Raw genomic sequence first — 21,171 nt, forward strand, 5'->3', positions numbered from 1 at the left:
GGAGGGAGACCTCCTGTGGCCATTAGCGTCGGTTCCGTCGAGGTCGACGTCGTCCCCAACACACAGGGGATCTACGGGCGGCTGCGCTCCCAACTGGAGCCTGCCGGCTCCCGAGCGGGCAACGACGCTGGCCGCAGCGCCGGCCAGTCGTTCGGATCGGCGATGCAGCGTGAGGTCGGTGGCATCGGCCTGCGTATCGGCGAGGAGATCGGCCGTCAGATGGCGGCGCGGATCACCGCGTCGGTGCGTGACTCGATGCGGGCCGGTGTCACGCAGGGCGGCGCGCAGGCCCGCGCTGCCGCCGTGCGGCAGGGCGACGAGACCGGCGGGGCTTTCTCCAGGTCGCTGAAGACGCGCCTGGAGGCCGCGTTCCGGTCGCTGCCGAAGCTGCAGATCGGCGCGGACACTTCCGAGGCTGACTCTGACCTGCAGGCGCTGCGGGTCCGGATGGAGACCCTGGCGGGCAAGCGGATCGGCATCGACATCGACGCCGAAGCCGCTAAGGCCGAGATTCGCCTGATCGAGGCGGAGTTGACTCGACTCGGCGCCGAGCACCCGAATGTCCAGGTCAGGGCGGACACCGCGAGCGCGGCGGCCGAGCTGGCTGCCGTCCGAGCAGAGATAGAGGCGGTCGACGGTAAGACCGCCCGCATCGACGTCGACACGAGCGGCGCACTCTCGGCGGTCTTCCAGCTGACGGTCGCCCTGGCCGGTGTCGCCGCGATCCCCGCGGTCCCGGTTTTGGCCGCAGGGATCGGCGCCATCGCCTCGTCGGCGGTCGCCGCTGGCGCTGGAGTCGGCGCGCTGGCCGCCGTCGCGATCCCCGCGTTCGTCGGGATCAAGGGCGCCCTGGACGCGCAGAAGCAGGCGCAGGACGCCGCGGCCACCGCCACGGCGACTGGCGGGCAGGCCGCCGCTCAGGCTGCGCAGCGTTCCCTGCAGATGGCGGGGGCGCAGCAGGCTCTGGCGACCGCGCACCGCAACGCGGCCCGGCAGATCGCGCAGGCCGAGCAGGGCGTCACCGACGCCGTGCGCCAGGCCGCGCAGAACAACGCGAACGCCGCCGATCAGGTCAAGCAGGCCCGGCAGGCGCTCGCGGACGTCTACCAGCAGGCCGCAGAGCGCAGCCGGGCCGCCAGCGAGCGTGTCCAGCAGGCCGAGCAGTCCCTGGCTGACGCGCAGCGCACAGCCCGGCAGGCACAGCAGGACCTCACCCAGGCCCGGCGTGACGCCGCGATGGAGCTGGAGGACCTGTCCAACCGGCTCACCGACGCGCAGCTCAGCGAGCGGGATGCGGCACTGTCCGTACAGGAGGCCCGCGCCCGGCTGGAGGCCACCCGCGCCGCCGGGTCGAAGGCGTCGCTACTGGACCAGCAGCGTGCCCAGCTCGCCTACGACCAGGCTGTTCAGCGGCTCAAGGAGCAGCAGACCGAGACGCGGCGCCTGACCACGGAGAAGGCGAGCGCCGACAAGGCGGGCGTCGCCGGATCGGAGACCGTCCGGTCCGCCGAGGAGCGCCTCGCCGCGGCACGCCGCGGTGTCGCCACGCAGCAGAAGGGCCTCGCGAAAGCCCAGCAGGACGCCGCCCGCACGCAGATCCAGAACACCCAGGCCATCGCCGCCGCGCAGGACAAGGTCGCCGCTGCGCAGAGGAACGTCGCTCGCGTCCAGGAGGACGGCGCACGGTCCGTCGCGCGTGCCCAGCAGCAGCTCGTCGCGGCCCAGCAGTCCGCGGCGGACAGTGTCGCTTCGGCGCAGCGCCAGATCCAGTCCGCCGAGCTGTCGGCGGCCGGCGGGGCGAACGCCGCGGCGACGGCGCAGGAGAAGTACCGGCAGGCTCTGGCGAAGCTGTCCCCGTCGGCGCGGGAGACGTTCAACGCGTTCACCTCGCTCCGCGGCGCCTTCAAGGCGTGGTCGACAAGCCTCCAGCCTGCGGTGATGCCCATCTTCACGCGGGCGCTGAACGGGCTGAAGAACAGCTTGCCGGGGCTGACGCCGTTCGTGCTGGCCGCGGCGCGCGCCATCACCGCGCTGCAGGACCGGGTATCGCGCGGCTTCAAGTCGCCCTGGTGGAAGTCTTTCAAGACCGACCTCGCCGCATCGGTGATCCCTGCCCTGACCGGGCTCGGCATCTCCTTCGGGCGGGTGTTCAAGGGCATGGCCGGGATCGTGCAGGCATTCCTGCCGCACATGGATCACATCAGCCAGCGAATGCAGGCTCTGACGGGCCGGTTCGCGAACTGGGGCACGAGCCTCAAGGGGAGCCCCGAGTTCGAGCGGTTCCTGTCCTACGCCTCCCGCACGGCTCCGCTGCTCAGCGGGGCCGTGCGGCAGATCGGCTCGGCGTTCCTGAGCATCGGGCAGGCCCTGGCTCCGATCTCGGGGCCGCTGCTCACGGTCATCGCCGAACTGGCCCGCGGCATCAGCATCATCGCGACGCACGCCCCGTGGATGATCCAGGCCATCTACCTGATCATCGTGGCGGTCAAGCTGTGGACCATCGCGCAGATCGCCCTCAACGCCGCGATGTCCGCGAACCCCATCGTTCTGATCGGTATCGCCATCGCTGCACTCGTCGCGGGCGTGATCTGGGCCTACAACCGCTTCTCCTGGTTTCGCACCGGCGTGCAGGCCGTGTGGGCGGGCATCCAAACCGCCGCATCGTGGGCGTGGAACACTGTCCTCAAGCCAATCTTCGGCGCTTTCGCCGCGGCCTTCCGGGCGGTCGCTGCTGCGGCGACGTGGCTGTGGCAGAACATCTTGTCGCCGGTCTTCAGCTTCATATCGACAGCCGCCCGGGTGCTGTTCGCGATCGTCGTGGTCGCGGTGCTGCTGCCCCTCCAGCTCGCCGTCCGGGCGGTCGGCGCGGTCTTCTCCTGGCTCTGGCAGAACATCATCTCGCCGGTCTTCGGCTGGATCGCCGCCCGAGCCGTGTGGCTGTACCAGAACTTCATCCGTCCCCAGCTGGCCCTCATCCGCGCGGCGGTCTCCGCAGTGGGCGCCGGGTTCTCCTGGCTCTGGCGGACCATCGTGCAACCGGTCTTCGGCTGGATCGCGGCCCGAGCCGTGTGGCTGTGGACCTACGGGATCAAGCCCAGCTTCAACCTCCTGCGGCAGGGACTGAGCGTTGTCGGCTCCGCCTTCTCGTGGCTGTGGCGCACCATCGTGCAGCCGGTGATGGGCTGGATCGGCGACCGGGTCGGCTGGGTCTGGCGCACGCTGATCAGGCCTGGTTTCGACGCCATCAGGAAGGCCGTCGGCCTGGTCGGCGAGGCGTTCGGCAAGGCCAAGGACGCCATCGGCCGCGCCTGGGACAAAATCGCCGACATCACGAAGAAGCCCGTCAACTTCGTGATCAAGTGGGTCTACACCAACGGCATCAAGAAGCTGTGGGACGGCGTGGCCAGCTGGGTCGGCCTCGGCAAGCTCCCCAACGCCCCGAAGCTCCTCGCCGCGGGCGGCACCGTCGGCGACGGCTGGGGCGCTGCTGCCCCGATGCGGGTCAACCGGCCCACCGCCATCGTCGGCGAGGGGAACCCCCGCTACCCCGAGTACGTCATTCCCACCGACCCGAAGTACCGGGGCAGGGCTCAAGCCCTGTACGCCGCGGCGGGCACCCAGCTCATGGAGAGCGGCGGCATTCTCGGCTCCATCTGGGGCGGCATCAAGTCCGGCGCGGGCTGGCTCGCCGACCGGGGCAAGGACGTCCTGAAGGCCGCTGGCCAGGTGGCGGCGGGCGCGCTGGAGCCGTTCTTCAACGCCGGAATGAAGGTCGTCGACGGCGCCCTGGCGCGCATCCCGGGCGCCAACACCGGCCTGGGCAAGACCATACGAGCCGTCCCGAAGAAGGTCGCGACCGGGATCTTGTCGTTCCTGCGCGGCCAGGACGAGCAGAGCATGGGCGGCGGCCAGTGGGTCAAGCCGGTCAGTACCGGCTACGGCACCAAGTTCGGTGTCGCCGGGCGCATGTGGTCCTCCGGCCGGCACACCGGCCTCGACTTTCCCGCCGCGACCGGCACCCCGGTCCGGGCGGTGGCGTCCGGCACGGTCTCGCAGGTCGCCACCGGCGGGCCGTATGGCCAGCACGTGCAGATCGCCCATGGCGGTGGCCTGTCGTCGCTGTACGCCCACATGTCGGCGATCCTCACGACTCTGCGAGCCCGCGTCGCACAAGGCCAGCAGATCGGGCGGGTCGGCGCCACCGGCAACGTCACCGGCCCCCACCTGCACCTGGAGGCACGCCTCAACGGACGCCCGGTGGACCCCATGCCGTACCTGACCGGCGGTGGCGGGGCCCTCGGGGGCGCCATCCCGACGGGGCAGCGGCGGGCCATCATCAGCCAGGCGCTGGCTGCGGCCCATGTGCCGCCGCCCGGCACTCTGCCTCAGTGGCTCGCCGGGATGAACACGCTGGTCTCTCGCGAATCCAGCTGGAACCCGCGGGCGCGCAACAACTGGGACTCCAACGCGCGGGCCGGGCACCCGAGCCAGGGCCTGGCGCAGACGATTCCGTCGACGTGGAGCGCCTACGTGCCCGCCTCGCTGCGCAGCCGGGGCATCCTCGATCCGGTCGCGAACGTGGCCGCCGCGATCCGCTACATCGTGGCGAGGTACGGCAACATCACCCGCGTCCAGCAGGCGAACGCGAACCGCCCGCCGGCTGGCTACGACTCCGGCGGCTACCTTCAGCCCGGCCTCAACCTTGCTTACAACGGCACCGGGCGGCCGGAGCCTGTGCTCACCGTACAGCAGATGAACGCCCTGACCGGAGCGGCGATGCGCGGCTCAGACGGCGGGCAGCTCGGCGACCTCCAAGTGCAGGTCTACGTGGGCGACCGGGAGATCACCGACATCGCGCGGGCCGAAGTCCGCCGCTCGAATGGCCAACTGGTCCAGACGCTGCGCGCAGGGAGGAGGTGACCGTGACGATCCCCGGGAATCTGCTGTCGCCGACGACGGAAACGGTCGACCCGAACACCAGCGGCTGGACGGCCAAGCTGAACTGCACGCTGTCGCTCGGCTCCGGCGGCCGGAACGGCGACGGCGTCCTGACCGTGAAGAGCGTCGCCGCTGGCGAGATGCAGGCCCGCACCGTCAGCTCCTACCCGGTCGTCCCGGGCACGGTCTACCACGTCTTCGCGGACGCCTCGGGCACGGTGGCGGAGCGGATCGGTATCCGCTGGCTGACCGCGGCCAACGCCGAGATCTCGGTGACCTGGTCGCTGACCACGTCGGCAGCTTCGGCCAGCTGGCACCGGGTCAGCGTGGCCGGGGCCGCGCCGGTGAACGCTGCCCGCTGCCAGGTGCTGCTGTCCAGCACGCCGGCCGCAGGCGCTGTGAACCACTTCTGGGAGAACGTCTACCTGGGCTTGCCGCTCAGGACGACCGGCAACCTCCTCGGCTTCAACACGGAGACGACCGAGGTCGACAGCTCCGGCTGGATGGCCGAGACCAACGCCACGATCGCCCGGCAGGCGCCGCCGGTGACCTGGTCGGCGACCGCGTACTCGGTGGGCGGTCACGTCATCGCGGTCACCGCCACGGCCCCGGGCAACGCGTCGGCCGTCACTGTCGAGCGGCCGGTCGTCACGCCGGGCACCGAGTACCTGGCCTACGCCTACCTGTCGCCGCCGACGGCAGCCGCAGACACCTGGATCGAGCTGCGTTTCTACGATGCCGGCGGTGTCCAGGTGGGTGTCTCGCGCGGCTCGCTCGCCGCGCCGGGGACCGGCTGGTACCGGCAGCGGGTCTCGGCAGTGGCCCCGGCGACCGCGGTGACATGCGGCGTGGCCGCGGGCATCAACGGCGCATCGGCAGGGCAGGTGCTGCGCCTGGAGCAGACCTCGGTCATCGTCGCGCCGACGGCTCGCGCGGGCACGGTCATTCCGTACCGCAGCATGTCGTTCGAGCAGGACGCGGGCGGGTGGGCCGTCACGTCCGGCGCCGCCACCGTCGCGCGCAGCACGCCATGGGGGGCCTACGGTGTCGACGGCTCCTACGCGCTCACCGTCACCAGCGCGACCGCGACCGCCTCGACCCTGCGCAGCCCGCTCTTCCCGCTTACCCCGGGCGTCGGCCTGAACTGGCGGTCGGAGGTCTACAGCCAGGTCACGGCGGGCGGCTGGACGGCGGTGCGCGGCATCCGCTGGTACGACACAGGGGGCGTGAGCCTCGGCCTGTCCAGCGTCGCATCGAGCGCGGTACCGGCCTCGGGCTGGTGGATCCTGACCAACGACTGGGTGGCGCCCGCCAACGCCACGCAGGCGGCGATCGAGTGGACGCTCACCGCCACCAGCGCCAGCAGCGTGCTGAGGCTGGACGTGGCGTCGCTGTGGCCGGCACTGCCACTCCAGCACCTCGACGTCGACGATGCCGCGGCGGCCATCACGCTGACGCTGCGGGAGCTGCCGATCGGCTACCTCATCACCGTGTACCGGACCGGTCAGGACGGCAGCCAGACGCTCGTGCGCGGCCCGTCCGGGCTCCTCGACAAGGCCACCATCACGAGCGACCTGATGGCGATTGAGGACTATGAGGCACCGCTCGGCGTGCCGGTCGCCTACCGGATCGAGATCGTCCCGGCGGCCGGGGGCAGCATCCAGATCCGCACCACCGAGACCGTCACCATCGACGCCGGCGACCCGCAGGAGGCCTGGCTCAAGGGCCCGGGCCAGCCGCAGCGCAACACGAAGGTGCTGGTGGAGAAGGCGCCGGACTGGTCGCGGCCGATCGAGCAGGCCACCTACCGGGTCAAGGGCCGCCGCAACGCCGTCGTACTGTCCGGTCTGCGTGGCGGGCTTGAGGGCGACCTCTCGATCTGGACGCGCACCGACGACGAGCGGCACCGGCTCCACTGGCTGCTCGACTCCGGCAACACGCTGCTGTGGCAGGCCGCCCCGGGCATGGGCGTGAGCGACATGTACGTCACCGTCGGCGAGGTCACCGAGGGGCGGATCGGCGGCCCGGCGCAGGAGCCGTGGCGGACATGGAAGCTGCCGCTCGTCGAGGCGGATATGCCGGTCTCGGTGGGTGTCGGCGGCACGGCCGGGCGTACAGGCCAGGATCTGCTCGTCGAGTTCGCGACCGGCTATGACCTGCTCGCGGCCTACGCGACCGGCGAAGACCTTCTGTTCAACCGGCGCAGGGGGTGACGTGTACCCCGTCTCTGCGCGGTTCCTGGCCGCGCTCACCGAGTCGCACACGCCATCTGTCGAGGTCGTCCTCTTCCGGGCAGACGGCCGCGTCGAGACACTCGACATCACCGGCGGCTCGGTGACGGTAGGCCGCGGGCAGGCGATCCGCCGCACCTGCACGGTCACCATCGCCGACACCTCACTGATCCCGCGCACCCCGAGCGACAAGCTCAGCGTGTACGGGGCACGCCTGCGGATCTCCCGCGGCGCCCAGTATGGCGACGGGGCCAAGGAGCTGGTACCGCTCGGGGTGTTCCGGCTGGACTCCGTCGAAGGCGACGTCGAGGAGGGGCCAGTCACGCTGGCTGGCAAGGGCCTCGAAGCGGTGGTGCAGGACGACAAGTTCACCGCGCCGTATCGCGCCTCGGGCACCGCCGTCGGCGCCGTCACCGCACTGATCCAGCGCAGCATCCCCGATGCCGCGGTCGTGAACCGCGCGACGGACGCCGCGATCGGCCCGCGCACCTGGGATGTCGAAGGCGACCCGTGGGCCGCGGTGCAGGAATGTGCGGCGGCGATCGGCGCCGAGTGCTACGCCGACGCCGACGGCGTGTTCGTCATCGCCGAGCTGCCCGACCTGCTCACCACCACCCCGGCGTGGACGGTGGCGGCGGGGGAGGGCGGCGCCTATATCAAGGCCGACCGCGGCATGACCTCGGACAAGGTCTACAACGCGGTTCTGGCCAGGGGCGAGAACACCGAGACGAACGTCGCGCCGGTGGCAGCGCTCGTCGTGGACGACGACTCCACGTCGCCGACGTACTGGTCCGGGCCATTCGGGCACCGACCGGCTTTCTACACCAGCTCGACGCTCACCAACTCGATCGCCGCCGAGGGCGCCGCGCGGCTCAAGCTCCGGGCGGCCAAGGCGCCGAACGCGACCGGCGACCTGAGCAGCCTGCCCAACCCCGCACTGGAGCCCGGCGACGTGATCCGCATCGTCTACCCGGACGGCACCCGCGAGCTGCACCAGATCCAGAGCCTCAGCATCCCGCTCGACGTGGGCGGCGACTTCCCGATCACCACGATCGCCGCGAAGGAGGACGCGTGAGCAGCTCGGACATCGCGGTACATGCCGACCTCGCCGACGCCCTCCAGCAGCAAGCCGTCCAAGCCGGCGCTACCAGCCCCGCGGTGCGGGGCGCTGACTGGCGCCTCGCCGTCGTCGCCACCATCGGCACGGACGGCACCGTCACCACGACCGACGGCATCATCGCCCGCCGCATGGCCACCTACCTCACCCCGGCCGCCGGCGACACGGTCGTCGTCAGCATCTCCAGTTCAGGCAACTGGCTTGCCCACGGCCGCACCGCGGCGTCGTCGACGGCGGGCACGTGGCAGCCCCTCACCCTCTCCGGCGGCTGGACCGTCTACGGCACCCCGTACTGGACACCGTCCTACCGCATCAACGGCGACGGGACCGTGTCCCTGAGCGGGCTAGCGAAAGCCCCGGCCAGCGCCCTCCAGCCGCAGACCCTGTGCACCCTGCCCACTGCCATCGTGCCCACGTCGAAGAGCCGCTTCCCGACCGAGGTCGCGTCCGCCATCCACGGCGTCCTCGACGTCAACGCCACCGGAAGCCTGCAGGTGCAGGACTACTCCGGAAACGCTACGTGGGCCGCTCTCGACGGCGTCCGCTACCGACTCATCTAGGAGGCCCCGTGCCACACCCCGCCGACGGGTATTACCCGCGCAGCGTTGTCCACCAGGTCCGCGTCATCGACCTGCTGACCGACAGCCCGATGTTCGCGTACACCGCCGAACTCCAGCTCGACGGCCGCGGCCAGGGCGTGACCCCTGCACTACTGGACCGGATCACACAGACGATCGCCACTTTCGCCGCCGAGCAGTTGGAAGGCGCCGAGGGGTCCCCGGAGACGCGCGCCACCCTCGTCTACACCGGCGGCCACGACGTGACGCTCCTCCCGGCGCCGGGGGCCTGATGCCCACCACCGACACCTACGGGCAGGGCGTACAGGTCTACGCCCTGCCGGACGCCCCCAACCTTGAGACCTTGGCCGGCAACCTCGCCGTCGGCCTCGTGCCGCGCAGCGTGATGCGCTTCGCGTCCGCGTCCGCCCGCAACGCCACCATCACCAGCCCGGTCGCGGGCATGGCCGCCTTCCTGGTCGCCGAAAAACTCCTGACGGTGTACGACGGAACAGCTTGGACGGTGGTTGCTGCGGGCACCTCGGCATGGACGACGATCCCTCTGGCCAGCGGCTTCGCCCACAACGGGAACTCCAACGGCAGCGCCCAGTACAGGGTCGTGAATCTTTTCGGCGAGCTGACGGTCATGCTGCAGGGCGGCATCGACATCACCTACTTCGGCAGCCCCGCCGTGATCAGCAACGGCGGCATCATCACCAGCGCGGCGCTGCCGTCGGCCGCCCGGCCCGGGTCGCTGCGCACCGTGCCGGCCGCCTGCTCCGCCGTCACCTCCGACTCGCTCAGCCTCAAGCTGGACGCGCAGCCCGACGGACACCTGAAGATCGTGGGCACCACCGCGAGCAACGCGACCGAGCGCATCACCCCGCCGTGGATCTCGCTCAACGGGCTCTTTTACAGTCTCTGACCTGCATATTTCCCGGCCCCGGGAAACCCTCAACGCCCCGCCATGCCGGGGCCTTTCGTGTATCTGGAGGCCCCATGGCCACACCCCTGCCCGCCGCTGCGTTCCTCGCGGCGCTCCGTGCCGAGGGCGTCAAGGTTGTCGAGGTCGGCTCCTGGCGTACCCACAACCGCAACTCGAAGGGCGCCTGGGGGCCGGTCCACGGCGTCGTCATCCACCACACCGTGACCTCCGGGACCGCGTCGTCCGTGCAGCTTTGCCGCGACGGGTACAGCAGCCTGCCTGGCCCGCTGTGCCACGGCGTCATCGACAAGACGGGCGTCGTGCACCTCGTCGGCTACGGCCGCGCGAACCATGCCGGCGGCGGCGACCCGCGCGTTCTGCAGCAGGTCACCGACGAGTCCTACGGCACCGCCCCGTCTCGCCCGACGAAGGGCAACACGAACGGCGTCGACGGCAACGCACGCTTCTACGGCTTCGAGTGCATCAACCGCGGCGACGGCAAGGACCCGTGGCCCGCCGCCCAGCTCGACGCCATCGAGCGCGTCTCGGCCGCCATCTGCCGGGCCCACGGCTGGTCCGCGAAGAGCGCGATCGGACACCTGGAGTGGTCCGCCGACAAGGTCGACCCGCGCGGCTTCACCATGCCCGACATGCGCGCCCGCATCGCCCGACGCCTCGCCGGAAAGCCCGGCGCACCCACCACCCCCGAGGAGACGAACGTGGCACTCACCGACGCTGACGTGAAGAAGATCTGGGCGCACCGCCTGGTCAGTCCCACCGACACCGACGCGGACAACACCCGCGAGGCAGGCACGTTCCTGCGCTACGCCGACCAGCGCCAGGCCGACCTCGTCACCCGCCTGGAGCGCATCGAGGCGCTCCTGAAGAAGCTCACCGCCTGAAGGGGCCACCATGACCGAACCGATCTCCCTCCCGTCCGCCGAGACCGTCCTCAAGACCGGCGCCACCTTCGCCCGCGATCTCGTCGAGCGCGTCCTGGCCACGTTCTTGCAGGCGTTCATCGGCGGGGTCGTTGTGACGACGCCGCTGGACGCGTCCATGTGGTACGCCGCGCTGGCCGGCGGCGTGGCCGCGGTCCTGTCCCTCGCGAAGGGCATCATCGCGCGCTGGAGCAGCGTCAAGAACTCCGCCTCGCTCGCCACGGGGGTGTGAGTGTGCGCGGTGGCCCGGCGGCTGAAGCAGCACCTGGGCCGCCGCGGGGCTTTCCTCCTCATCCTCGGGACCGGCAAGGCGTGCTGGGGGCTGAGCTTCATCATCGAGCCCCAGCCCAATCCCGTCGGCCTGGACCTGCTGACCCGTGTCGCGCCGCTGCACTGCTGGGCGTGGCTGTGGATCGTCGCCGGGCTCACCATGCTCGTCTGCGCCTGGCTGCGCGTCGGCCGGGACGGGCTCGGCTTCGCGGTCGCCCTCGTACCCCCCACCACCTGGGCCACCGCCTACACCGTCGCCGTCGTCAGCGGCGACTATCCCCGCGGCGGGTACGCCGCCATCTGGTACCTGACCTCGCACGTCGGGGTCATCCTGTGGGCGGCGACGGTGCCCGAGCACTCGGTCCCCCCAGCGCCGCGCGCCCGGAGAGGCAAGGGCGCATGACGAACATCTGGGCCGGAATCGTCGGCGCGCTGGGTATGGCGCTCGCCGCCTGGTTCGCCGCGCGCGCCACGAAGTCCGCGGCGCAGGCCACCGCGGAAGCGGCGCGGGCTTCGGCTCAAGCACAGGCCGAACCCGAGCAACGCCGCGCGGACTTGGAGGCCTTCAAGGCGATCCGCGACGACATGCAGGAGGAGATCCGCGAACTGCGCACCGAGACGACGCGCCTGCGGTCCATCGTCCGCGCCTTCGCCGGGTACGTGGGCGAGCTGACCCTGCAGATGCGCGCCGGAGGCGTCACCCCGCCCGCGCCGCCCGACCTCGTCGACGAGTACAACCGCACCGGAGTGTGACACCATGCCCGACCAGCCCGCCCCGCAACCTGCCGAGCCGCGCGTCGACGAGACCGCCGGAGACCTCGGCAGCCTGGTGAAACTCGGCCTCGCCGAGCCGCCGCCCGTGCCGTCACCGGAGCCGCCACCGCCGCCCACCGAGACGCTCGACGCGACAGTCATGTAACTGGCCTTCATTGTCGGCGGGGTCAGGCATCATGAGACATGGCCATTCGCCCTTACCCCTCCACAGAGCGCGCGCTCCGGCAGATCGAGCGTCGTATCCCGCGTCACCAATCGACCGGCGTGAAGCCGCACGCGGCATAGCAGGCGACGGTGAGCCTGGCAGCTATGGTCGCCGCCCTGCGGCCTCCGTGGCTCGACGCATGAACCACACGCCCCGCCCCTGCTCCGGCAGGCGGCGGGGCGCTTCGTCGTCCTCGCCGCGGTGGTCACCCATACTGGGGGAATGGGTGAGCAGCCGCAGTACGGTGACTGTCCGGCCAAGGCGGCCTACGAGCTGGCTTGGTACACCTGGCGCGCTATGCGGCGTGACGACCGCCTGACGCGCGACGAGATGGAAGCTCAGCTCGACGTCATCCGGGAACGCATCGCCGCCGAGGGCTGATCGGCCCGGCGTCACGCGCTGCTGAGGCTCGGTCCGCCGTAGTCGTGCGGGCTCCCGCCGCGCCATTCCACCCACGCCGGGTCGTCGAGCAGCGGCTCGGAGTCGGGCAGCCCAGCCCGCCGCAGGAACTCGATCACGTCGCGGTCGGAGTGCGCGAGGCCAAGGATCGTGCCGTCGGCGCGCACCCGCCGCCCGCCCGTCGGGGACGGCTCCTGGATGATGATGCGCGCGGCCATGACACCAGCGTGCGGGAGGTGCGGCGGGTGCGCATCCGCACGACGCCCGCGCGAGTGCCGCCGCTCTGCCATGCTGTCCACAGGCCCCGCCGCGTCCCCCGTGCGGCGGGGCCGTTCACCGGAGGCGTCCATGATTCGGAACGTTCGGAGCTGGTTCCACGACACCGCCTACCGCCGCGCCGTCGCCGTTGCTGCGGTGACCGCCGTCATCCTTGCCGCTTTCATCGCCGCGCTGCAGGCGATCCGCTGACCGACCGGCGTTGTCAGTGCCGGGCCGTACCCTCGAATCACCACATTCAATGTGTGCGCTCATGCTGGGAGCGCTGCTCGAACCGCCCCGCCCGGCCGCTGTCCGGGCGGGGCGAACGGCTACCTGGAGGGGACCGTGAACGACCTGACGCAGTTCCTGCGCGACAGGCTCGGCGAAGACGAGGCAGCGGCGCGGGCGACCACCGAGCGCCAGCCCTACGACGAGTGGGACGCCGCCGGGGCCGGAGACGACAGCGACTCTCGACTGTCTCACTGGGAGGTCGTGAAGATCGCGCGCCCGCATGCAACCCCGGCGGCGAAGTCAGTCTCGGAGCACATCGCCCGCCACGACCCGGCCCGCGTCCTCGCCGAAGTCGACGCCAAGCGGCGCCTGCTGGTGGTGCACGCCAAGAGCAGCAGCTACGACGGCTGCGTCATCTGCGACGACGGGAACGATTCCTGCGGCTGCATGGGCGGCGCGCACTGGGAATACCCCTGCGACACGGTGAAGCTGCTCGCCCTGTCCTACGCCGACCATCCCGACTACCGGCAGGAATGGCGGCCCTAGGCGGCCGTCACCAGCTCCGCCCGCACCGCCGCAGCCCATGCTTCCAGCAGGCGCTCGTACTTCGCCCGCTCCTCCGGCCACAGCGGGCGGCCGGCGCGGGCGGCCATGAAGGCGCGGATCGCCTCATTCGCCTCGGTCGTCGACATGGTCGGGATCTTACGGGCGGGGACTGACAGCGGCCCCTGCTTATTCGTCGGCCGCCTCCGCGATGAACGTGCCCTTCGCTGGCAGCGTCACGACAAGGCTGCGGTCCCGCAGCTCCTGGATCGCGCGCCGCGCAGTGCCGATCGCCACCCCGTACTCCTCGGCGAGGTCCCGCTCGCCCTGTAGGCGCGCACCCGGGCGCAGCTCGCCGGACGCGATCCGCGCCGCGATGTGGTCGGCCACCTGCACGTACACGTAGACCGGACGGGTCGGGTCGACCGGCGGCACGCCATGATCATCAGCCATGGCAGCACCGTAAACCGGCACTGAGCTGCGCAGATCGCCAGGTAGCGGCCTACCGCTCTATACCGCTCCATGAAGCGGTACAGTCATGAAACACCCCCGCGACCGTGGGACCGGCCCGGGGGCACGGACAACCTGAGATGAGCAGGTAGCCATGACCGATCCTAAGACCACCCCTCTGGGCCTGACAGCGCCGCTTCCCGCCTGGATTCCCCGCGGCGCCGGCCTGAAAGTCATAACGGACATCTCCGCGCTCGGCGTCGACGCCGTGTGCGTACCGCGACCGGTCGGCCAGCAGCTCCTCGCCGCGCTCGGCCTCGGCTCCGGCGCCGTCATCGAAGACAACCACCAGCGCTGGCCCACCATGACCTGGCTCGTGCCCCTGGGGACCGCCTCCGGGCACCAGCTGCCGCCGTGGGAGGGTGCCCGCCCTGACGGGCAGCTGTATGTACCCGGCCTCCAGCAGCGCAGCCGGCGCCTGTTCTGGCGCCTGCACCCCGAAGACCGGCCGCTGCTCACCGACCCCGCCGCGCTGCGCGACCTGCTGCCGCGCACCTCAGGCCGCAGCTCGCACGGTGGGTGACGGATTCACACGGGGTGTAAAGAGAGCGCCCGCGGGAACTCGGCTCACACCCTGGCACATGCGTCAGGGCAATAGTTTACTGTTACATGAACGTCCGCCCAGACCCTGCGGACCCAGCCGGAGTACCCACCGGTCCATCGGGAGGACGAGATCAGCCGTCTCCACAGCCCGACCCGCCACGTCCAGGCGCGTCCTGACGAGCCGGTACGCGAGCGCGTCCACAGTCAGCCCGAGCGCGTGAGCCTGTCTCTCGCTCAGCTCGACGACGCCCACCTCGACGACGAACGAGCTGTGCGGCTGGCGCCGGCCGCGCCACCACGACGACACCAGCATCGCCGACCGGCCGCCCGGGTCCAGACACTCGACGGTCTCGTGCTGCAGGCGCGTACCGGTCGGCGCATCCAGGCGGGCCGCCAGTTCGGCGGTGGCGCGGCGCGGCGTGGTGTCGGTGGTCTCCGACGGATGCGGCCAGTCGGCGTCCGGGGCGATGAGTGCGCGCACGGCAGGAGGATGCGCGACGAGCAGGCGGCTGCGCTGCTCGCCTTCGAGGATGCCGCGCCTTCGCAGGAGCGTCACGGCCAGCCGGACGGTCTGCTCGTGGACGTCATACTCCGCGGCGAGCTCGGCGCGGGAGGGGATGCGGTCGCCGGGCTGCCAGTCGCCTCGCTGTATGCGGCGGGTGAGGTCGGCTGCGATGCGGCGATGCAGCGCCTCCACGACAGCCCCTTAGCGATCTTCCCTCGGTGAGATCGCCAGGCTAGGAAGTCGGCATCGGGCTTGATATATCAAGATGCTGCACAGCTGCCGGTCATTGTCAGTGTCATGTGCCAGGGTAGTTATTGACTCGTCATCTACCTAGGTGGCCAGGGTGGATGGTCACGTCCGCCCGTCATCGCCGCCGCCACAATCACCCGACCGAGCGTGCCGCCGGGCGTCATCACTCCGCGAAGCGCTCGTTGGGCAAGACGCCGGCCCCGGCTCGCCGTGTCACCCCCCAAGGTGCGCGCCGGGGCCGGCTTTCGTGTGCGTGGCGATGGGAGAATTATGGGAGATGATCAAGGTAAACCAGCGGTAGTACGCGATAACTTGCGCTAACTAAGTCCGTCTTTTCGGCTGGCTCGGCTAGGCTCCGAACCGCCCCCTCAGCCCGCCGATTCCCCCGCGTGCGGGCTCAGTACGCCTGCGCTGACCAGGGCGAACAGGGCGATGCCGAGGAGGATGCGGTAGATGACGAACGGCATGAAGCTCTTCGTGGTGATGAACTTCATGAACCAGGCGATGACGGCGTAGCCGACGACGAAGGCGATGACCGTGGCGAAGATGGTCGGGCCCCAGGAGACGTGGCTCGCGGTGGCGTCGTCGCCGAAGGCGTCCTTGAGTTCGTAGACGCCGGAGGCCAGTACGGCGGGGATGGCGAGGAGGAAGGAGTAGCGGGCCGCCGACTCGCGGGTGTAGCCCATCAGGAGGCCGCCGCTGATGGTGGCGCCGGAGCGGGAGACGCCGGGGATCAGGGCCATGGCCTGGCAGACGCCGTAGAGCAGGCCGTCCTTGACGTTCAGGTCGGTGAGGGTCTTGCGCTGTTTGACGGCGCGGTGCCGGCCGCCGGACTCGTCGCGGGCGGCCAGGCGGTCCGCGATGCCCAGGACGACGCCCATGACGATGAGGGTGGTCGCGATCAGGCGCAGGTCGCGGAAGGGGCCCTCGATGGCGTCCTTGAGGGTGATGCCCAGAACGCCGATCGGGATCGAGCCGACGATGACCAGCCATCCCATCTGGGCGTCGTGGTCGTGTCGCAGGTCGCGGTTGACGAGGGAGCGCGCCCAGGTCGAGATGATCCGCGCGATGTCCTTGCGGAAGTAGATCAGTACGGCGGCCTCGGTGCCGATCTGCGTGATGGCGGTGAAGGCCGCGCCGGGGTCGTGCCAGCCCGCGAACGCCGCGGTCAGGCGCAGGTGCGCGCTGGAGGAGATGGGCAGGAACTCGGTCAACCCTTGGACCAGGCCGAGGATGAAGGATTCAAACCAGTGCATCGAAGCTACGCTATCCAGAGGGTGATCAAGCGCTTACCCAGCGAAGACGCGGGTCGGGCGGCACGAGGGCGGACACGAGGTCGAAAGGGACGGGAGTGTGTGCGGGTGGCCGGCGGGATCAGCGACCGGCCGAGGGGCAGCGTAGCGCCCGAAAGTGTCCGAGTGGTCAAAGGACTCTTTCCGGACGCCTGTCGGTCAACGCCCCCGAAGTGACGCACGCTTGCGCCAGGCCACGAGCACCGCGGCCAGACCCGACAGCACGATGAAGGCCGTGGAGATCAGGAAGGCCGGCGAGGTGGGGGACGAGGCGCGGGCGCCGGCGATGACGTACGCGGCGGTGTTGGGCACACTGCCGAGAGTGGTGGCCAGCAGGAACGCGCCCCAGCCCATGCGGGAGACCGCGGCGCAGTAGTTGGTGGCGCAGAACGGCAGGCCGGGGAAGAGCCGGATCGCCATCATGGAGCGGAAGCCGTGTTCGCTGAGCTGCCGGTCGGCGGCGGTCAGCCAGCGGGCCCGCAGCAGGGGCCGTAGGGCGTCCTGTCCCAGCAGGCGGCCGAGCCCGAAGGCCAGGCCCGCGCCGAGGACCGTACCGGCCAGGGCGGACAGGAAGCCGGACAGACTGCCGAAGATCGCGCCGGCGGCGAGGTTGAGGACCGGCCGGGGGACGAAGGCCGTGGTGCACAGCCCGTACGCGAGCCCGAAGATCACGACGGCGCCGCCACCGGCCCACGCCGGTGGCCAGCCGTGGGCCAGCAGCCGTTGCGGCTGCCAGACGATCATCGCGACGGCGGCGCCGGCGAGCAGGACGAGGAGTACGGCCAGGCGCGCCCAGGGGGAGAAGAGCACACGCGTGCAGCGCGCGGCGAGGCCGTCGGGCGTTGCTGCGGGTTCGAGCATCCCGGGAGCGTAACCGACGAGCGTGGCGAGCAGGTGTATTCGTGATCGATCAAGGGTTAAGGGGGTGGTGGGGAAGGAGGAGTGGAAGGGAGGAGAGGGGGCCAGGGGTGGGGAGGGCCAACTCGGGGCGTGAATAAATCGTTCGACGGGACGGGCCGCCGCGCGAGATCCTCGGTCCATGTTCCGGCAGCCGTACCTCGCGCTCACGTCCGCAGTCGCGGACGCGCCGAAGGCTGCCGTCGACTCGATCGCGGCCCTCATCGCCGCCCTCAAGACCGAGGCCGACGCCGTGCCGTTCCCCGGCGCCGCAGTCGCCGCGGATAACACCGACACCGTCGCAGCAGGCATCGCCGCCCCCGCCGCAGCAGCGGCAGGCGCAGCCGTCCCCGCGACCGACGGCGCGCGAAGCTGACCCTCTCCGGATCGACCGGCGGACCCCGCAGGGGGAGGGTCGGTGGGGTTCAGGGGTTCCCACGGCGGCGCGTCACGCCGCCGTATTCACCGCGTTGTTGCGAGGAAGAACAGCCATGCCCAAGACGGCATACGTGCGCACCAAGCCGCACCTGAACATCGGCACCATGGGCCACGTCGACCACGGCAAGACCACCCTGACCGCCGCGATCACCAAGGTGCTCAGCGAGCGCGGCAGCGGCACCTTCGTGCCCTTCGACCGGATCGACCGGGCCCCGGAGGAGGCCGCCCGCGGCATCACCATCAACATCTCGCACGTCGAGTACGAGACGGACACCCGGCACTACGCCCACGTCGACATGCCGGGCCACGCCGACTTCATCAAGAACATGGTCACCGGCGCGGCGCAGCTCGACGGCGCGATCCTGGTCGTCTCCGCGCTCGACGGGATCATGCCGCAGACCGCCGAGCACGTCCTGCTCGCCAAGCAGGTCGGCGTCCGGTACATCGTCGTCGCGCTGAACAAGGCGGACGCGGGTGACCCCGAGCTGACCGACCTGGTCGAGCTGGAGGTCCGCGAGCTGCTGACGGCGCACGGTTACGACGGGGACCACGTACCCGTCGTACGGGTATCCGGGCTGCGCGCCCTGGAGGGCGACCCGCGCTGGAGCCAGGCCATCGAGGCGCTGCTCGACGCGGTGGACACCTACGTGCCGACGCCGGAGCGGTATCTCGACGCGCCGTTCCTGCTGCCCGTGGAGAACGTCCTGACCATCACCGGGCGCGGCACCGTCGTCACCGGCGCCGTCGAGCGCGGCACGGTGCGCGTCGGCGACCGGGTGGCGGTGCTGGGCGCGGACACGGAGACCACCGTGACCGGGGTGGAGACCTTCGGGAAGCCGATGGAGTCGGCCGAGGCCGGGGACAACGTCGCGCTGCTTCTGCGCGGCCTGCACCGGGACGAGGTGCGCAGGGGGCACGTCGTCGCCGCGCCCGGCAGCGTGACGCCGCGGCGGCGCTTCACCGCCGAGGTGTACGTCCTGTCCACGGAGGAGGGCGGCCGTCGCACGCCGCTCTCCACGGGCTACCGACCACAGTTCTACATCCGTACGGCGGACGTGGTCGGCGACGTCGACCTCGGCGGGCGCGGGATCGCCCGGCCCGGCGAGACGGTGACGATGACCGTCGAGCTGGGACGCGACATCCCGCTGGAGCCCGGACTCGGTTTCGCCATCCGTGAGGGCGGCAGGACGGTGGGGGCCGGCACGGTCCTGACGGTGGCCGGGATGTAGGGGCAGGGGTGCCGGGGCGGGCGTGGTTGGAGTGCCGCGCCCGCTTCGGGGCCGTGCCGTTCCGTCCCGGTTGCCCCTGTTGACCCGGTGGTTCCACCGGCCCCAGCGCGCCCGGTACGGGCTGCCACACTGCCGTACGGGGGTGCCTGCGCGGGGCGCCATGCCGGGCTGCCTGCGGGGCGCCGTACGAGGTGCTCCGGACCGAACCGGAAGGGGGCGGCGATGACGGGGACGGCGCTGGTGCTGGGCGGCGGGGGCTATACGGGCATCGGATGGGAGATCGGGATGCTCGCCGGTCTCGTCGAGGCCGGTGTCGACCTCGACAGCGCCGATGTCGTCATCGGGACCTCGGCCGGTTCGATCGTCGGCGCCCAGCTCACGTCCGGCCGGCTGACGGCGGACGAGCTGTTCGCGCGGCAGCTGGCCCCGGTCACGGAGGAGAGCGCGGCGCGCATGGGGGCGCGGGAGCTGGTCCGTTTCGGGTATCTGGCGCTGCGTTCGCGCGACGCCGCGGACTTCGGGGTCCGGATGGGGCGTCTCGCGCTGGCGGCCCGCGCCGCGTCCGGACCCAGCCGCCGCGACGCCATCGCACGGCGGCTGGCCAGCCATGACTGGCCGGCGCGGCGGCTACTGATCACCGCGGTCGACGCGGCGACGGGCGAGCGCACGGCCTTCGACGGCGCGAGCGGGACGGACCTGGTCGACGCGGTGAGCGCGAGCTGCGCGGTGCCCGGCGTGTGGCCGCCGGTGCACATCGGGGGCAAACGGTGGATCGACGGAGGTGTGCACTCCAGCGCCAACGCGGATCTCGCCGACGGGTACGGCCGGGTCGTCGTCCTGGCGCCGGTGGCGGCCGGCGGCGGGCCCGTCGCCACCGCGCGGTCGCAGGGGGCGGCCCTGGCGCGGCGCGGAGCCCGGGTGTGCGTCATGGTGCCCGACCGCGCGGCCCGCGCCGCCTTCGGCCGCAACGTCCTGGACCCGGCGAAGCGCGCCGACGCGGCCCGCGCGGGACGCCGCCAGGCCGCGGCGCACCTGGAGGAGGTCCGGTCGGTGTGGGCGGGGTGAAGGAGCCGGTTCCCGGAGGGGTGTGGCGCCTGCTCGTACCGGCACAATAGGACGGTGGACGAAGCAGCCGAGCAGATACCGGGCACGAGGGGCGAGGCGGTACGGGCGGCAGGGTCGGCCGTACCGGCGGCCGATCCTGTGCCAGAGGTTGATACGAGCGATCCCGTCCCCGTCACCCGAGCCGTCGACTGCGGTATCGCCAAGCTGATGCCGGACGTGGACCGCCCGCGTGCCTGGCTGCTGACCGTGGACGGCGCCCCGCAGTCGTACGTGGATCTCGACGCGCCGACCGACCTGGAATTCGAGTACGCGCGCCGGCTCGCGGCCGTTCTGGACGCCGCTGCCGACCCCGCCGAGCCGCTGGACGTACTGCACCTCGGCGGCGGGGCGCTGACCCTGCCGCGCTACCTCGCCGCGACCCGCCCCGGCTCGCGCCAGGACGTCGTCGAGGCCGACCGCGGGCTGCTCGCCCTGGTCGCCGAACAGCTGCCGCTGCCTGCGGACTGCGGTATCGCGGTGCGTGCCGAGGACGCCCGTACGGCTTTGGAAGCGGCGCCGGAGCGGAGCGCGGACGTGATCGTGGCGGACGTCTTCGGCGGCTCGCGGGTGCCCGCGCACCTGGGCTCGGTCGAGTACGCGCGTGCTGCCGCCCGCGTCCTGCGCCCGCAGGGGATCTACGCGGCGAACCTGGCCGACAGCGCGCCCTTCGGTTTCCTCCGGTCCCAGCTGGCGAATTTCGCCACCGTGTTCGAGCACCTGTGTGTGATCGCCGAGCCCGCGGTGCTGCGCGGGCGCCGCTTCGGCAACATCGTGCTGGCCGCGTCCCGTGCCGAACTGCCCCTCGCGCAGCTGGCCCGGCGTGCCGCCGCCGACGTGTTCCCCGCGCGGGTCGAGCACGGCGCCGCGCTCCGGCGGCTGACCGGCGACGCCGCGCCCGTGCACGACGCGCAGTCCGTGCCGTCGCCCCGGCCGCCCGACGGCGCCTTCAGCATCGGCTGAGGCGCGGCCGGTTCGGGAGCCGGCCCGGCCTTCCGTTAGTCCGTCCTTCCCGCCA

24 protein-coding genes are annotated in these 21,171 nt (G+C 71.5%); 18 read left to right on the top strand and 6 right to left on the bottom strand.

The features are described from left to right. The first annotated feature begins 15 nt into the window (after positions 1-15). The 12 genes from ACFV57_RS00475 to ACFV57_RS00530 all read left to right on the top strand — a co-directional run bounded on the left by ACFV57_RS00475 (position 16) and on the right by ACFV57_RS00530 (position 12,339). Positions 16-4,920: a peptidoglycan DD-metalloendopeptidase family protein gene (locus ACFV57_RS00475; protein ID WP_385224095.1), complete on the top strand. Its 4,905-nt coding sequence runs from the start codon at positions 16-18 to the stop codon at positions 4,918-4,920. Positions 4,921-4,922: 2 nt separating this feature from the next. Further along, positions 4,923-7,151 (top strand): hypothetical protein, encoded by a 2,229-nt coding sequence (locus ACFV57_RS00480; protein WP_385224097.1) that lies wholly within the window; start codon positions 4,923-4,925, stop codon positions 7,149-7,151. A gap of 1 nt (position 7,152) precedes the next feature. After that, a complete protein-coding gene (locus ACFV57_RS00485) occupies positions 7,153-8,244 on the top strand; it encodes a DUF5047 domain-containing protein (protein ID WP_385224099.1) in 1,092 nt (363 codons plus the stop codon). After that, the gene (locus ACFV57_RS00490; RefSeq protein ID WP_385224101.1) at positions 8,241-8,846 is read left to right on the top strand and encodes a hypothetical protein; all 606 of its coding nucleotides are present in this window, start codon (positions 8,241-8,243) and stop codon (positions 8,844-8,846) included. Before ACFV57_RS00485 ends, ACFV57_RS00490 begins: the two co-directional genes overlap by 4 nt. A gap of 8 nt (positions 8,847-8,854) precedes the next feature. Then, positions 8,855-9,136 (top strand): hypothetical protein, encoded by a 282-nt coding sequence (locus tag ACFV57_RS00495; protein ID WP_385224103.1) that lies wholly within the window; start codon positions 8,855-8,857, stop codon positions 9,134-9,136. Further along, positions 9,136-9,768, top strand: coding sequence for a hypothetical protein (locus ACFV57_RS00500; RefSeq protein WP_385224105.1), 633 nt, complete (start codon positions 9,136-9,138; stop codon positions 9,766-9,768). Before ACFV57_RS00495 ends, ACFV57_RS00500 begins: the two co-directional genes overlap by 1 nt. Positions 9,769-9,842: 74 nt before the next feature. Beyond that, the gene (locus ACFV57_RS00505; protein ID WP_385224107.1) at positions 9,843-10,670 is read left to right on the top strand and encodes an N-acetylmuramoyl-L-alanine amidase; all 828 of its coding nucleotides are present in this window, start codon (positions 9,843-9,845) and stop codon (positions 10,668-10,670) included. Positions 10,671-10,680: 10 nt separating this feature from the next. Then, positions 10,681-10,941, top strand: a complete 261-nt coding sequence (locus ACFV57_RS00510; protein ID WP_385224109.1) for a hypothetical protein — start codon at positions 10,681-10,683, stop codon at positions 10,939-10,941. A 9-nt stretch (positions 10,942-10,950) separates the two neighbouring features. After that, complete coding sequence (locus ACFV57_RS00515) at positions 10,951-11,382, top strand: hypothetical protein (protein WP_385224111.1); 432 nt, start codon at positions 10,951-10,953, stop codon at positions 11,380-11,382. Continuing rightward, positions 11,379-11,732, top strand: coding sequence for a hypothetical protein (locus ACFV57_RS00520; protein ID WP_385224113.1), 354 nt, complete (start codon positions 11,379-11,381; stop codon positions 11,730-11,732). The genes ACFV57_RS00515 and ACFV57_RS00520 overlap by 4 nt, the downstream gene beginning before the upstream one ends. Before the next feature lie 4 nt (positions 11,733-11,736). Next, complete coding sequence (locus tag ACFV57_RS00525) at positions 11,737-11,898, top strand: hypothetical protein (protein WP_385224115.1); 162 nt, start codon at positions 11,737-11,739, stop codon at positions 11,896-11,898. 282 nt (positions 11,899-12,180) lie between these two features. Further along, positions 12,181-12,339, top strand: a complete 159-nt coding sequence (locus tag ACFV57_RS00530; RefSeq protein WP_385224117.1) for a hypothetical protein — start codon at positions 12,181-12,183, stop codon at positions 12,337-12,339. Positions 12,340-12,350: 11 nt separating this feature from the next. On the opposite strand, the gene ACFV57_RS00535 is transcribed toward ACFV57_RS00530, so the two are convergent. Further along, positions 12,351-12,575 (bottom strand): hypothetical protein, encoded by a 225-nt coding sequence (locus ACFV57_RS00535; RefSeq protein WP_385224119.1) that lies wholly within the window; start codon positions 12,573-12,575, stop codon positions 12,351-12,353. 385 nt (positions 12,576-12,960) lie between these two features. Here ACFV57_RS00535 and ACFV57_RS00540 point away from each other — a divergent pair, with 385 nt between their 5' ends. Continuing rightward, the gene (locus ACFV57_RS00540) at positions 12,961-13,392 is read left to right on the top strand and encodes a DUF6221 family protein (protein WP_385224121.1); all 432 of its coding nucleotides are present in this window, start codon (positions 12,961-12,963) and stop codon (positions 13,390-13,392) included. On the opposite strand, the gene ACFV57_RS00545 is transcribed toward ACFV57_RS00540, so the two are convergent. Both ACFV57_RS00545 and ACFV57_RS00550 read right to left on the bottom strand, forming a co-directional pair. After that, complete coding sequence (locus ACFV57_RS00545) at positions 13,389-13,538, bottom strand: hypothetical protein (RefSeq protein WP_385224123.1); 150 nt, start codon at positions 13,536-13,538, stop codon at positions 13,389-13,391. The two genes, ACFV57_RS00540 and ACFV57_RS00545, sit on opposite strands and share 4 nt — an antisense overlap. Positions 13,539-13,578: 40 nt before the next feature. After that, positions 13,579-13,842 carry a GntR family transcriptional regulator gene (locus ACFV57_RS00550; protein WP_385224125.1) on the bottom strand — a complete coding sequence of 88 codons (264 nt, stop codon included), beginning with the start codon at positions 13,840-13,842 and terminating at the stop codon, positions 13,579-13,581. A 151-nt stretch (positions 13,843-13,993) separates the two neighbouring features. Between ACFV57_RS00550 and ACFV57_RS00555 the strand changes: the two genes are divergently transcribed. Further along, a complete protein-coding gene (locus ACFV57_RS00555) occupies positions 13,994-14,422 on the top strand; it encodes a hypothetical protein (RefSeq protein ID WP_385224127.1) in 429 nt (142 codons plus the stop codon). Between the two features lie 63 nt (positions 14,423-14,485). On the opposite strand, the gene ACFV57_RS00560 is transcribed toward ACFV57_RS00555, so the two are convergent. The 3 genes from ACFV57_RS00560 to ACFV57_RS00570 form a co-directional block, all read right to left on the bottom strand. Further along, positions 14,486-15,139, bottom strand: a complete 654-nt coding sequence (locus ACFV57_RS00560) for a GntR family transcriptional regulator (RefSeq protein ID WP_385224129.1) — start codon at positions 15,137-15,139, stop codon at positions 14,486-14,488. Positions 15,140-15,564: 425 nt separating this feature from the next. Continuing rightward, positions 15,565-16,452 carry an undecaprenyl-diphosphate phosphatase gene (locus tag ACFV57_RS00565; protein WP_385224131.1) on the bottom strand — a complete coding sequence of 296 codons (888 nt, stop codon included), beginning with the start codon at positions 16,450-16,452 and terminating at the stop codon, positions 15,565-15,567. Positions 16,453-16,647: 195 nt separating this feature from the next. Further along, complete coding sequence (locus tag ACFV57_RS00570) at positions 16,648-17,349, bottom strand: TVP38/TMEM64 family protein (RefSeq protein WP_385224133.1); 702 nt, start codon at positions 17,347-17,349, stop codon at positions 16,648-16,650. Between the two features lie 178 nt (positions 17,350-17,527). Between ACFV57_RS00570 and ACFV57_RS00575 the strand changes: the two genes are divergently transcribed. The 4 genes from ACFV57_RS00575 to ACFV57_RS00590 all read left to right on the top strand — a co-directional run bounded on the left by ACFV57_RS00575 (position 17,528) and on the right by ACFV57_RS00590 (position 21,116). Beyond that, a complete protein-coding gene (locus ACFV57_RS00575) occupies positions 17,528-17,761 on the top strand; it encodes a hypothetical protein (RefSeq protein ID WP_385224135.1) in 234 nt (77 codons plus the stop codon). A gap of 115 nt (positions 17,762-17,876) precedes the next feature. Further along, a complete protein-coding gene (gene tuf, locus ACFV57_RS00580; protein WP_385224137.1) occupies positions 17,877-19,052 on the top strand; it encodes an elongation factor Tu in 1,176 nt (391 codons plus the stop codon). 222 nt (positions 19,053-19,274) lie between these two features. After that, positions 19,275-20,117 carry a patatin-like phospholipase family protein gene (locus ACFV57_RS00585; RefSeq protein WP_385224139.1) on the top strand — a complete coding sequence of 281 codons (843 nt, stop codon included), beginning with the start codon at positions 19,275-19,277 and terminating at the stop codon, positions 20,115-20,117. Between the two features lie 207 nt (positions 20,118-20,324). Beyond that, entirely contained in the window at positions 20,325-21,116 is a 792-nt protein-coding gene (locus ACFV57_RS00590) for a spermidine synthase (protein ID WP_385224619.1), read from the top strand. Positions 21,117-21,171 lie beyond the last annotated feature (55 nt).

This window comes from Streptomyces sp. NPDC059788, assembly GCF_042732265.1.
Taxonomy (GTDB): domain Bacteria; phylum Actinomycetota; class Actinomycetes; order Streptomycetales; family Streptomycetaceae; genus Streptomyces.